Consider the following 12,601-nt stretch of genomic DNA (forward strand, 5'->3'; position numbering starts at 1 on the left):
GTGTTTTCGGGCATCTAATTGATGAAATTGGATAAAATTCCTCTCGATAGCCTCAAGGGTGTTGGCAGCAAGATGCTGGAGAAGCTCGAGCGGCTGGGGCTGGCCACGGTACAGGATCTGCTGTTCCACCTCCCCCTGCGCTACGAGGACCGCACCCAGGTGTGGCCCATCGGCGATCTGCCGCCCGGGCTGCATGGCGCCGTCGAGGGCGAAATCCAAGACACTCAGCTGGTGATGGGGCGCCGCCGCATGATGGTCTGTCGCATCAGCGATGGTACCGGCACCCTCACCCTGCGCTTCTTCAACTTCACCGCCGCCCAGAAAAACAGTCTGGCGGCGGGCCGCCTGATCCGCTGCTTTGGCGAGGTGCGCCCCGGCAAATACGGGCTGGAGATGGCCCACCCCGAGTACAAGCTGCTCGGCGAGGAGCAAGCCGGCCAGACCGAAGAGGCGCTCACCCCCGTCTACCCGACTACCGAAGGGCTGCGCCAGCTCACCCTGCGCAACCTCACCGATCAGGCGCTGGCCCAGCTCGACCTCTACGGCGTCGAAGAGCTGCTGCCCGCCGGCCTCTATCCCCACCAGATTGAACTGGCCGCCGCCTTGAAACTGCTGCACCGCCCGCCCCCCTCGGTGGCCCTGCCGCTGCTGGAAAGCGGTCAGCATCCGGCCCAGCAGCGACTGGTACTGGAAGAGCTGCTGGCCCACAACCTCTCGGTACTCAAGGTGCGCGCTCAGGCGCAAACCCAGCTGGCTCGAGCCCTCAAACCGGCGCCCGAACTGGTCGAACAGCTGCTCGGTGCCCTGCCGTTCAAACCGACCGGCGCCCAGAGCCGGGTGGTGGCCGAGATAGGTAAGGATCTGCAACAGAGCCACCCCATGATGCGGCTGGTGCAGGGGGATGTGGGTTCCGGCAAGACGCTGGTCGCGGCGCTCACCGCCCTGCAAGCCATCGGCAACGGCTGTCAGGTGGGGCTGATGGCACCGACCGAGCTGCTGGCGGAACAGCACGCCATCAACTTCGCCAAGTGGCTGGAGCCGCTAGGCATCGGAGTCGGCTGGCTGGCGGGCAAGCAGAAAGGCAAGGCGCGGGAAGAGGCGCTGGCCGCCATCGCCGATGGCAGCGTCAAGATGGTGGTGGGCACCCACGCCATCTTTCAGGAGCAGGTGGTGTTCCAGCGCCTCGCCTTGGTCATCATCGACGAACAGCACAGATTCGGGGTGCATCAGCGGCTCGCCCTGCGCGAGAAAGGGGAGCGGGAGGGGGTACATCCCCATCAGTTGATCATGACCGCCACCCCGATCCCCCGCACCCTGGCGATGACCGCCTATGCCGATCTCGACACCTCGGTCATCGACGAGCTGCCGCCGGGCCGAACCCCCATCACCACAGTCGCGCTGCCCGACAGCCGTCGCGGCGATGTGATCGAGCGGGTCAAGCTCGCCTGCACCGAGGGCAAGCAGGCCTACTGGGTCTGCACCCTGATCGAGGAGTCGGAGGTGCTGGAGTGTCAGGCCGCCGAGGATACCGCCGCCGAGCTGCAGAACCTGCTGCCCGGCCTGCATATCGGGCTGGTGCACGGCCGGATGCGTCCGGTCGAGAAACAGCGGGTGATGGAGGAGTTCAAGGCAGGCATACTGCAACTGCTGGTCGCCACCACTGTCATCGAGGTGGGGGTGGATGTGCCCAACGCCAGCCTGATGATCATCGAGAACCCTGAGCGACTGGGGCTGGCGCAGTTGCACCAGTTGCGCGGTCGGGTTGGCCGGGGGGCGGTGGCCTCTCACTGCGTGCTGCTCTATCATGCCCCCTTGTCCAAGACGGCCCAGAGCCGACTCGGGGTGCTGCGGGAGACCAACGACGGCTTCCTCATCGCCCAGCGCGATCTGGAACTGCGCGGCCCGGGGGAACTGCTCGGCACTCGCCAGACCGGTCTGGCCGATCTCAAGATCGCCGACCTGGTACGGGATCAGCCGCTTATTCCGCAGGTGCAAAAAATGGCGCGCTTCCTTATGGATAGGCATCCGAGTCATGTCGAACCCTTGATACGGCGCTGGCTCGGCTTACGGGATCACTATTCCAATGCCTGATCGAGGTAGATGCAGAAGATGGGCACATTGCCTGATGGATAGTCATCCAAACCATGTCGAACCCTTGATACGGCGCTGGCTCGGCTTACGGGATCACTATTCCAATGCCTGATCGAGGCAGATGCAGAAGATGGACACATGTCCTCATGGATAGACACCCGAGCCATGTCGAACCCTTGATACGGCGCTGGCTTGGCTTACGGGATCACTATTCCAATGCCTGATCGAGGTAGATGCAGAAGATGGACACATGTCCTCATGGATAGGCACCCGAGCCATGTCGAACCCTTGATACGGCGCGGGCTCGGTCTGCGAGACCACTACTCAAACGCCTGACAACACACCCCAAAACAGGAGGAAAGCATCCATGAATTCCTGGCTACGCGGCCTGCTCTACACCTTCGCCTTCCTGCTGCTGTTTGTCTGGGTTGCCCTCGGCCTGTTCGACGCCGAGCGCGCCAAAGGCCCCATCGCCAACTGGATCAGCCAGCAGACCGGCGTGCCGGTCACCATAGGGCGGCTGGTGTTCAATCCTCTTCACCCCTACACCCTGCTGGCGGAGCAGGTGCGCTACGGCGATGCGGTCTCCCTCGACAAGATCTATCTGGAGATCGAGAGCATCGACTGGCTGAGCCGCGACGTGCGCATCGCCCATCTCGATCTCATTCGCCCCGCCATCAAGCTGCCGCTGCCCAACCAGCTACCAAGTCTGCCGGTACACTCCCTCACCATCAGCGACAGCACCATCGACCGACTCAGTCTGGAGAGCAGCGAGCTGACCCTGCGCGGCCTCAACGCCACCCTGAGCGACTGGGAGCTGATCGACCCGAAACGGCAGCCACAGGCCAACCTGAGCCTCAATATCGGCCAGCTGGAGACCCCGCAGTTCACCTTCGCCCGCCTCAACCTGCAAGGACGGCTGGAAGGGGAAGTGCTGCGTAGCGACAAGCTGGTGACCAACCTGTTCGACGGCCTGCTGGAGACCGGCATGGTACTGGACTGGCCCGCCCGCACCCTGCAACTGCACGACCTCAAGGCGCGCGGTATGCGGGTGGAGCTGGGTGATCTGACGCAGCAAGGCTTCCCGTTGCAAAGCGTGTCGCTGGATCGCGGCCAGCTGGACGGCATCAGCCTCAACGACATCAATCAGGAGCTCTCCTTCAACAACTTCAGTGGCCAGCTCACTGCCTTCAACTGGCAGGCTGGCAGCCAGCCCACCGGCTATCTGAGCGGCACCCTTGGCGACATGGGCCGTGGCCTGTTCCAGCTGGAGGAGATCAAGGGCAAGCTCGCCTTCTCACCCCAGCAGATCGATGCAGAGCTGCAGGGCAAGGCCTACGAGGGGGCATTCACTCTGGATCTGGCCCTCGATACCCAGCAGCAGAAGCTGACCCTGAAAGACCTGGCGCTGAGCGGCATGGATATCAGCCTGCCGCAGGGATGGTGGCAGGATTGGCAGAGCTGGCGCCCGCAGCAGGTCGATATCCGCAAGCTGGCGTTCGACAAGCTCAAGGTGCTCTCCTTCGACGATACCCTGCCCCTGTCGCTGACCGGCTGGCAGCTCTATCTGAGCGATCTCGCCCTGCGCGATAACCAGCCCGGCCCGCTGCTCGGCCGTGCCCGCATCGAGAGCAAGTGGTTCGAGCTGGTGTGGGATGGCCTCAGCGCCCGCAACGGCGAGTTGGATGGGGAGCTGACTCCCAGCTCGTGGCAGCTGGGCAAGCTCACCAGCTCGCTGCCGGATGAGGGCACCCTCAGCCTGAGTGGCCAGTGGGGCCGCGAGCCGGGCCAGAGCAGCCGCCTGCAACTGCAGGCAACCAAGCTGGATCTGGTGCAGTGGGGCAAGATACTTCACTCCCCTGTCTCCTTCGCCGGCAAGGCGGATCTGAGCGCCGACCTGCAAGCCGAACACGGCAAAACGGCGGGCGAGTGGCGCCAGACCCTGCAGGGCAACTTTGCCCTCGATGCCGACGAGCCGTTCTGGGACAAGGTGAAGATAGACCCGCTGCTGGATGAATGGTTCAAGGGGGCGACCCCACCCACCCTGACACCGGATCAGCTGTGGCAGGCGATGCAGGAGGGTGACACCCCCTTCTACCGCATCAAGTTGCAGGGCAAGATCGACAAGGGGCAACTGCAGATCGAGCAGGCTGGCGCTTCCACCATCACCCATCTGCTGGCGCTGCAAGGGGGGATCGATCTGGTCAATGAGCAGTGGCAGCTCGATCTGGGGGTGCTCAACGGCAACCGCTGTGCCGAGCTGCTCGGCCAGTGGCGCGGGCCGCTGACGGAACCCACGCTGGCATGGAGCTTCCCGCAAAAGCAGGACGCCTGCGGCTGGGAAGTGGGTGTACGCTATCCGCCACAAGGCAACAGCGCCCCGCTCTGGCGACCAGCTCCCGCGCCGAAAGCTCAAACCCAAGTGCAGACCCAAGCCGGGCAGACAAGCGACAGCCAGCAAAGGTAAAAACAGACAAGGCCTCATGATGAGGCCTTGTTGTTTGATGGAGAAACGGCGCGGTTACTGGCCCGGACGGCGGGGCGGCTGCACCACGTAGTGACCGCAGAACTCCGCCGCCAGCTTGCCACCGCTGAACAACTGGATATTGAGGCTGAAGGTGGCAGGTTCACCCCGTTTGAGCGGCTGCAACACGGCAGGCATCCCCTCGCGAGCCACCCGCGCCTCCGGCTCCTCATCGACCGGGCCATGATATTTGATGGTGCTCTCGGCCAGCACCGGCTCGCCCACCAGCCCCTCTTCTTTAAGTTGCAGCCAGATCAGCCCCCAGCCCGCCAGCACGCACTGGCTGTAGACACTGCCGGCGAACATGCTGCCATGCACGTTGAAGTTGGCCGCCAGATTGGCCTTGAGGTGGAAGGTCTGGCCGTCGTAGTGGCTGATGTGCATCCCCATCTTCTCGCTGATGGGCACCCCGCGCGACCAGCGGGTGGTGAGATCCTGACACCACTCCGGCCGGTACTGGATGGTCTGCAACGGGCTCAGGGATTTGATCATCTGGCGATGGGGAATGCGACCAAAGGAGACGGGGCCGCCCCCCACTTCGAGAAAGCCGCACTTGCGATAGAACTCCACCGCCTCCTGACGGGCGTTCATCACCAGCCGTTTCACCTTCTCGCTGCGGGCCAACTGCTCGAGATCTTCCACCATTTGGGCACCCAGCCCCTGGCCGCGGTATTCGGGCCGCAGCGCCATAAAGCGGATCTGCGCCTCGTCACCACCGATAAAGAGGCGACCCACCGCGATGGGAGTGCCGTCAGGTGCCAGCATCAGCCGGTGAATGGCGACGGTGTCGTATTCGTCCCGCTCGGAGCCAATCGGCAGATTGAAGGGTTTACGCAGAAGTTCCCAGCGCAACTGGTAGTAAGCATCCAGCTCGGCTGCCGTTTGGGGAGTAACTACCCTGTACATAAAGCGATCCTTGAGTTTGCGCCGACTGGCAGATGGAAGGGCTTTCGCAGAGGTTCCCGGCGCAGCATGCTGTAAGTACCCGGCTCGGCGGCTGTCTGAGGGGTGACTACCCGATACATAGTTTCATCCTTGAGTTTGCGCCAACGGGCAGATGGAAGGGCTTACACAGACGTTTCCAGCGCAGCTTGCAGTAAGTACCCGGCTCGGCTGCCGTTTGGGGGGTGACTACCCGGTACATAGTTTCATCCTTGAGTTACACTGGTCGGAAACCATCTTGCCGTGCAAATTCATGGACTTCAATCTGCAAGCGTACCAAGCCGATCACTTGTTGCACCTCAGCGTCAAACCCCAGCGCCGCCTCACCGTGCAGGAAAATGACCAGCACCGCTGGCTGGAGATAGACGGCGTGGTGCAATCCGCCATGTTGCTCGCCGACCCCGCCACCCTCTGTCTGCCTCATCAGCGGGTCATCGCCTGCCTGCTGCCGGAGCAGGCCACCCGGATCCTCGAACTGGGTTTGGGTGGCGGCGATCTCACCCGCCATCTGAGTCAGCGCTGGCCCTCGGCCCGCCACGAGTGCGTTGACCTCGACGAAGAGGTACTGACCGTTTATCAGCAGTTTTTCCAGCATCAGGCGCACGATGGGCAAGCCGTTCCGACACTCCATCAGGCCGATGCCCTCGCCTTTCTCGAGCAGAGCGAGCAGCAGTACGACCTCATCCTGCTCGATCTCTTCAGTCAGGATGGCAACCCGCTGCTGCTGTTTCAGGAGCGGCTCTACCGGACGCTGGCCCCCCGCCTCAGCGGCACCCTGGTCATCAACCTGCTGCCGCGCACCGAACTTGAGCTAACCCACGCCCTGACACTGATAGAACAGTGGATTGGCCCCGCCACCCCCTATCCGGTCGCGGGGCTCATCAACGTGATTGTCCACGTCATACCGCGGGATCAGACATCCTCAGACCTGTAGCCAGAAGGTAACCGGGCCGTCATTGACCAGCGCCACCTTCATGTCGGCGGCGAAGCGGCCGGTTGCGGTCGGGATGCCGCTGGCAGCAGCCTTCGCTACAAAGTAGTCATAGAGCCGCTCGGCCTCGCTCGGGTGGGCACCGCAGGAGAAGCTGGGACGCATCCCGCTCTTGGTGTCGGCCGCCAGCGTGAACTGGGAAACCACCAGCAGGCTGCCGCCGATCTGGCTGACATTGAGGTTCATCTTGCCGTTCTCGTCACTGAACACCCGATATCCACTCACCTTGTGCAGCAACTTGTCGGCCTTGGCTTCGTCATCCCCCTGCTCCACCCCGAGCAGCACCAGCAGCCCCTGACCGATGGCGCCAGTCACTTCGCCCTCGACGGTCACGCTGGCCTCGCTGGCCCGCTGAATCAATGCAATCACATCCCTCTCCTCTCAAAACAGAACGACCGCCCCCTCACAGGGGCGGTCGTCGATGCTACCAATAAACCGGTGGCCAAGGCGATGGCTTAGCCCAACTCTTCGCTGGCCGGTTTCTCGTATTCGCCGAGGCAAGCCGTAGTCTCAGCCCCCAGCAGCACCACCAGCCAGCTGAGGTAAACCCAGACAAACAGGATCGGGATGGTCGCCAACGCGCCATAGATGGCCTGATAGGAGGGGAAGTTGGTGATGTAGATGGCAAAGCCGCGCTTGGCCAGCTCAAACAGGGTGGCCGCCACCAGCGCGCCGATAAAGGCGTGGATCAGCCGCACCTTGCAGTTGGGCACCACGGTATAGACCAGCAGGAAGGTGAGCACCGAGAAAAGGAACGGCAAACCGCGCAGCAGCAGATAACCGATGCCGAACAGGCTCTCGGCGCCAAACAGCCGCAGCGAGAAGATGTAGGAGGAGATGGCGATGCTGGCTCCGATCAGCACGGGCCCCAGGGTCAGGATCATCCAGTACATGGCGAACGCCTGCGCCAGCGGGCGACTCTGGGTCGAGCGCCAGATGTAGTTGAGGTTCTTGTCGATGGCGGAGATCAGCATCAGCGCCACCACCACCAGCGCCCCGATCCCCACCGCTGTGGTGTTGGTCGCGTTGGCGACGAAGCCGTCGATGTACTCCTTGAGCATGTCTCCTGCGGTCGGCACGAAGTTGTGGTAGACGAACTGCTCCATCTCCTGCTTGAGGCTCTGGAACACCGGAAAGGTGGACATCATGCCAAACACCACGGCGATCATCGGCACCAGCGAAAGCAGGGTGACATAGGCCAGATAACCGGCGGTGACCGTCAATCTGTCCTGCTGGAAACGGCCCCAGACAAACTGGGCGAAGTGGCGACCATCATGGCGCACAAAGGAGAGGGCGTGGGCCAAACGGCCGCTGATTTGCTGCTGCATCTTGATTCTCGTAAGCGTCGTCATGCAGCCATTGTGTCAGAGGGGAGCGCTGTTTGACCATCTTTGAGCCAAGATTGCCGCCATGTCCGCCCATTTTCCGTACAGGCTGCGCCTTGGGTAGTCACGGGAGGCAGCAACAAAAACGGCCCCGATAAAGGGGCCGTTTGCAACACCGGATTACAGCATGTAGTCCGCGGGCAGCTCGGTGCGCGCAACGCCGGAGGCGACCGCCGCCAGCGCCACGGCGCGGGCGACCCGTGGCAGCAGACGGGCATCCATCGGCTTGGGAATGACGTAATCCTTGCCGAAGGTGAGCTCGCTCACCCCGGCGGCGGTCAGCACCTCAGCCGGCACCGGCTCCTTCACCAGACTGCGGATTGCCTCAACTGCGGCGATCTTCATGGCATCGTTGATGCGGCTGGCGCGGGCATCAAGCGCACCGCGGAAGATGAAGGGGAAGCAGAGCACGTTGTTGATCTGGTTCGGGTAGTCGGAGCGACCGGTGCCCATGATGAGGTCGCTGCGCACCCCGTGGGCCAGCGCCGGCTTGATCTCCGGATCCGGGTTGGAACAGGCGAAGATCACCGGATTGGGCGCCATCAGGGCGACCGCTTCGGCGGGCAACACGTCGGGGCCTGAAACACCGACAAACACATCCGCCCCTTCGATGACATCCATCAGGGTGCGCAACGTGGTCTCGTTGGCGAAACGCTGCTTGTACTTGTTGAGATCGCTGCGGCCGGTGTGAATCACCCCCTGACGATCCAGCATGAAGATGTTGTGCGGCTTGGCACCGCACTTGATCAGCAACTCCATGCAGGCAGTAGCAGCAGCCCCCGCCCCCATGCAGACGATGCGGCTGTCGCTGATAAGCTTGCCCTGCACTTCCAGCGCGTTGAGCAGACCGGCAGCGGTGACGATGGCGGTGCCGTGCTGGTCATCGTGGAATACCGGAATGTCGCAGCGCGCGATCAGCGCCTCTTCAATCTCGAAGCACTCAGGCGCCTTGATATCTTCCAGATTGATGCCACCGAAGGTATCGGCGATGGCCGCTACCGTGTCGATGAACTGCTGGCTGGTCTCGTGCTTCACCTCGATGTCGATGGCGTCGATACCGGCGAAGCGCTTGAACAGCAGGGCCTTGCCTTCCATCACCGGCTTGGAGGCCAGCGGCCCCAGATTACCCAGCCCCAGAATGGCGGTGCCGTTGGAGATGACGGCCACCAGATTGCCCTTGCCGGTATAGCGGTAGGCATCGGCCGGGTTGGCGGCGATCTCGCGCACCGGCTCGGCAACACCCGGGCTGTAGGCCAGCGCCAGATCATGGGCGGTCTCGGCGGGTTTGGTCAGGGCGATGGCAATTTTGCCCGGTACGGGCTGGGCGTGGTAATCGAGTGCTTCTTGACGCAGATCGGACATGGGGGACCCCGATGTGGTTGGTGCAAATGAGGTGCCGACAGGGGGCACGCAGAAGGGCGGGGATCATAAAAGAAAGCAGGGAGCATGCCCAGCAGATCATGCTGCCATAAACCAGATCAGACCAGTTATTTCAGCACCTTACCCCACCCAAACCTACCACTTTAGTTATAGATCCTGCTGTGTCGGGTAAAAATGGAGCAAAAAGGGCGGCAAGTTGGCCTTGCCGCCCTGTTCTGTCAGTGCTGTAGAGCGTACTCAGTTGCCCAGATAGACCGGCAACAGACCCGCCATCGACAGGAAGTGGAACAGCGCGGTCGCCAATCCGAACAGGATCAGCAACCAGGCCATCAGCTTGCCACCTGGGGTAACGAAGTGGGGAGTCACCTCGCCCCGCTCGGCCCGCGCCCGGGTACGCAACACCAGCAGTGCCGGGATGATGCAGGTCCAGATGGTGGCGGCGGCACCGGCATAACCGATGGCCAGCAGGAAACCGAACGGGAAGAGCAGCGAAAGCACCAGCGGCGGCAGGAAGGTGACCGCCCAGGTCTTGCTGCGACCGGCGCGGCTGTTGTCGAACTTGAACAGATCCGCCAGATAGTCGAACACCCCGAGCCCCACCCCGATAAAGGAGGAGAGAATCGCCGCCATGGAGAAGCCGTTGATGGCGCTGGCCACCTTCTCCGACTCGATGACACCTGAGAGGGCGGAGAGCAGCACGCTCACGTCACCTCCCTTGGCAATCACGGGGGCAAAATCCTGACGGGGCAGGTTACCGAAGATCCCCAGCAGCCAGAGCACGTAGAGCGCCAGCGCGATCAGGGTTCCCCCCAGAATGGCCCATCGGGCCTGCTGCTCGTTCTGGTAGTAGGCACGCAGGGAGGCGACCGAGTGGTGATAGCCGAACGAGGTGAGCGCCACCGGCAGCATCGCCATGGCATAGGGGGCATAGCGGTTTTCGCTGCCCGCCAGATCGAGCAGGGTCGGCAGCTTGATATTGCCGAGCAGACCGGCCACACCGAGGGCGAAGCTGAGGATCATGAAGGCGATCAGCACCACAGAGATTCGGTCAACGGCGCGGGTCGAGTGCCACACCACCAGCGAGAAGAGCGCCACGAACAGCACGGAGGCGAGCTTGCTGTCGATCCCCAGTATCCCCTGCAAAATGGCACCGGAGGAGGTGATATAGGCGTAGAGCAGAATGCCGCCAACAAAGTAGACCGAGAGGTTGTTGAGGAGATTGAGCTTCTCTCCCAGCAGCTCGCGGGTCACGGTATTGAAGGAGACCCGCATGTCGTGGTGCTGGAAGGATTCCAGCAGCATCCAGCCGGAGAGGGTCATCATCACCATGGTGACGGTCAGTGCCAGCACCGACCAGAGGGTCCAGGCCCCCGCCCCCGAACTCGGCAGACCGAGCATGCCGGCTCCCACACAGACGCTGGCGATGATGCAGGCGCCCCCCAAAATTGACGGTTTTTTCTTCATAATCCCTTCTTTATTAATTAGTCACACACCTGAACTGCATAAATAGCAGGGCATGATGCCAGTCTTTGCGACAAGACGCACACCCATATCGGGCGAAAAACGAAGATTTCACCTCGAACGAGTCTTGCCGCCTATGCATAAAATCGGCATAAAAGGCGCCCTGGTAAGGCGCCCCTTGCTGTGGTGTGAACGGCGAAAGTGTGGCAACGGGGACGGTCAGACCGCCCCGTTCAATCCATGACGGGGATACCGGCCCTTGCCTCTGCCTCTTTGGCGATCGCCTCGGTCATCCCCTGAAAGATAAAGAGGTGGAACGGCAGCATGGCGAGCCAGTAAGCCAGCCCCCAGGCGCCCTGCGGATGCCAGTGGGCAGTCACCCGGATACGGGTCAGGCCAGACTCCTCCGGCAGGATGTTGAACTCCAGCCGCCCGACGCCGGGGGCCTTCATGTTGAACAGCAAATCGAGCCTGCGCCCCTCATCCACCCCGAGGATCTGCCAGGAGTCGAGCATATCCCCCTTCACAAAGCGATCGGGATTGGTGCGGCCCCGGGTACGGGCCGGGCCGCCGATCAGGTGATCCATCCATTCGCGTACCACCCACAACTCGTTCATGTAGAAGTAACGCTTCTCTCCCCCCAGCTGCTGCAACACCTGCCACACCACCTCGGGTGAGGCAAGACAGATGGCCTCGCCGCTGGCGGTGCGGTCATAGAAGCCATATTCGGGATGGCGCCAGCGCAGGCCGAGCGGCGTCTCCTGTCCCTGCTGTTCGGCCCCCAGCTTCTGCTCCAGCGCCAGACTCTCCGCCAGTGCCTCGTCGAAGCTGAGCAAGGTCTGCGGCAGCAGGGCCCGCAGCGGGCCGTCATCGGCCGGAATATCGTGCTTGAGACCGCCCACCAGCGCCTTGGCCACCGGCTGCGGCACCGAAGTGACAAACTGCAGCCACCAGGCGGAGAGGCGCGGGCTCAGAAACGGGATGGGAATAATGGGGCAGCGCTTGCCGATATGGGCGGCGAACTTCTGCAACTGCTGTTGGTAGCTGAGCAGCTCTGGGCCAACCGCATTGAAGATGCGGCCATCCACCTCGTCGGCTTCCACCAGCCCGCCCAGATAGTGCAGCAGGTTGGAGAGCGCGATGGGGGGCGTGCGCGAGCGCACCCATTTCGGCGTCACCATCATCGGCAGGTTGAACACCAGATCCCGCATCACCTCGAACGCCGCCGAGCCGGGGCCGATGATGATGCCGGCGCGCAGCTCCACCGTCGGCACGCCAGAGTCACGAAACAGCTCGCCACAGTGGCGGCGGGAGTTGAGATGGCGGCTGTTGCACTGTTCGGGCTGGATTGCTCCGAGATAGATGATACGGCGCACCCCGGCTGCGCGGGCGGCGGCGGCAAAATTCTTCACCCCCTGCTGCTCCAGCCGGTGAAAATCGGCACCCGCCCCCATGGCGTGTACCAGATAGAAGACGGTATCGATACCCGCCAGCGCAGGCAGCAGGGTGATGGGCTTGAGGCTGTCGGCGAGGCGAAACTCCCCCCCCTCCGGCAAGCGACAGGGACGGCGCGCCCCGGCAATTACCCTGTAGCCCAGGGTTTGCAGGTGGGGCACCAGATAGGAGCCTATGTAGCCCGCCGCCCCCATCACCAAACAATTTCTCATCCTCTCTTCCTCTTCACATGTTGCCCCTGCGCTTGGGCAAACGGGCTAGCACCCGCATGCCCATCATCCTGCCACGCCGCCACCTTGCAACCTAGTACTAACCACCTCCCTGATTAGTCCGATTTGGTGTTAAGCCTTGTGCACTGCCTGGTCGATAACT

The 12,601-nt window shown here is 62.6% G+C and carries 9 protein-coding genes; 3 read left to right on the forward strand and 6 right to left on the reverse strand.

The annotated features are described in order from the left end of the window. Nucleotides 1–21 precede the first annotated feature (21 nt). Both recG and OKC27_RS12990 read left to right on the forward strand, forming a co-directional pair. Nucleotides 22–2,091, forward strand: coding sequence for an ATP-dependent DNA helicase RecG (recG, locus tag OKC27_RS12985; protein WP_182938466.1), 2,070 nt, complete (start codon nt 22–24; stop codon nt 2,089–2,091). A 367-nt stretch (nt 2,092–2,458) separates the two neighbouring features. Continuing rightward, nucleotides 2,459–4,558, forward strand: coding sequence for an AsmA-like C-terminal region-containing protein (locus tag OKC27_RS12990; protein ID WP_182938467.1), 2,100 nt, complete (start codon nt 2,459–2,461; stop codon nt 4,556–4,558). Nucleotides 4,559–4,612: 54 nt separating this feature from the next. On the opposite strand, the gene OKC27_RS12995 is transcribed toward OKC27_RS12990, so the two are convergent. Beyond that, the gene (locus tag OKC27_RS12995; RefSeq protein WP_182938468.1) at nt 4,613–5,521 is read right to left on the reverse strand and encodes a bifunctional GNAT family N-acetyltransferase/hotdog fold thioesterase; all 909 of its coding nucleotides are present in this window, start codon (nt 5,519–5,521) and stop codon (nt 4,613–4,615) included. A gap of 289 nt (nt 5,522–5,810) precedes the next feature. Between OKC27_RS12995 and OKC27_RS13000 the strand changes: the two genes are divergently transcribed. After that, nucleotides 5,811–6,491, forward strand: coding sequence for a spermidine synthase (locus OKC27_RS13000; RefSeq protein ID WP_182939808.1), 681 nt, complete (start codon nt 5,811–5,813; stop codon nt 6,489–6,491). Here the strand turns inward: OKC27_RS13000 and dtd are convergent. The 5 genes from dtd to OKC27_RS13025 all read right to left on the reverse strand — a co-directional run bounded on the left by dtd (nt 6,480) and on the right by OKC27_RS13025 (nt 12,441). Further along, the gene (dtd, locus tag OKC27_RS13005) at nt 6,480–6,917 is read right to left on the reverse strand and encodes a D-aminoacyl-tRNA deacylase (protein WP_182938469.1); all 438 of its coding nucleotides are present in this window, start codon (nt 6,915–6,917) and stop codon (nt 6,480–6,482) included. The two genes, OKC27_RS13000 and dtd, sit on opposite strands and share 12 nt — an antisense overlap. Nucleotides 6,918–7,003: 86 nt before the next feature. Then, nucleotides 7,004–7,876, reverse strand: a complete 873-nt coding sequence (locus OKC27_RS13010) for a virulence factor BrkB family protein (RefSeq protein WP_182938470.1) — start codon at nt 7,874–7,876, stop codon at nt 7,004–7,006. Between the two features lie 177 nt (nt 7,877–8,053). Then, nucleotides 8,054–9,295, reverse strand: a complete 1,242-nt coding sequence (locus OKC27_RS13015) for a malic enzyme-like NAD(P)-binding protein (RefSeq protein ID WP_182938471.1) — start codon at nt 9,293–9,295, stop codon at nt 8,054–8,056. Nucleotides 9,296–9,550: 255 nt separating this feature from the next. Then, nucleotides 9,551–10,777: an aromatic amino acid transporter gene (locus tag OKC27_RS13020; protein ID WP_182938472.1), complete on the reverse strand. Its 1,227-nt coding sequence runs from the start codon at nt 10,775–10,777 to the stop codon at nt 9,551–9,553. A gap of 230 nt (nt 10,778–11,007) precedes the next feature. Beyond that, entirely contained in the window at nt 11,008–12,441 is a 1,434-nt protein-coding gene (locus tag OKC27_RS13025; protein WP_182938473.1) for a DUF2867 domain-containing protein, read from the reverse strand. Nucleotides 12,442–12,601: the final 160 nt, after the last annotated feature.

It is taken from the genome of Aeromonas sp. QDB62 (genome assembly GCF_027705695.1).
Taxonomy (GTDB): domain Bacteria; phylum Pseudomonadota; class Gammaproteobacteria; order Enterobacterales; family Aeromonadaceae; genus Aeromonas; species Aeromonas allosaccharophila.

What these genes read in the sequence shown, in the direction of transcription:
- recG (WP_182938466.1), top strand. Translation starts at nt 22, where the DNA reads ATGAAATTGGATAAAATTCCTCTCGATAGCCTCAAGGGTGTTGGCAGC.
- OKC27_RS12990 (WP_182938467.1), top strand. Translation starts at nt 2,459, where the DNA reads ATGAATTCCTGGCTACGCGGCCTGCTCTACACCTTCGCCTTCCTGCTG.
- OKC27_RS12995 (WP_182938468.1), bottom strand. Translation starts at nt 5,521, where the DNA reads ATGTACAGGGTAGTTACTCCCCAAACGGCAGCCGAGCTGGATGCTTAC.
- OKC27_RS13000 (WP_182939808.1), top strand. Translation starts at nt 5,811, where the DNA reads ATGGACTTCAATCTGCAAGCGTACCAAGCCGATCACTTGTTGCACCTC.
- OKC27_RS13010 (WP_182938470.1), bottom strand. Translation starts at nt 7,876, where the DNA reads ATGCAGCAGCAAATCAGCGGCCGTTTGGCCCACGCCCTCTCCTTTGTG.
- OKC27_RS13015 (WP_182938471.1), bottom strand. Translation starts at nt 9,295, where the DNA reads ATGTCCGATCTGCGTCAAGAAGCACTCGATTACCACGCCCAGCCCGTA.
- OKC27_RS13020 (WP_182938472.1), bottom strand. Translation starts at nt 10,777, where the DNA reads ATGAAGAAAAAACCGTCAATTTTGGGGGGCGCCTGCATCATCGCCAGC.
- OKC27_RS13025 (WP_182938473.1), bottom strand. Translation starts at nt 12,441, where the DNA reads ATGAGAAATTGTTTGGTGATGGGGGCGGCGGGCTACATAGGCTCCTAT.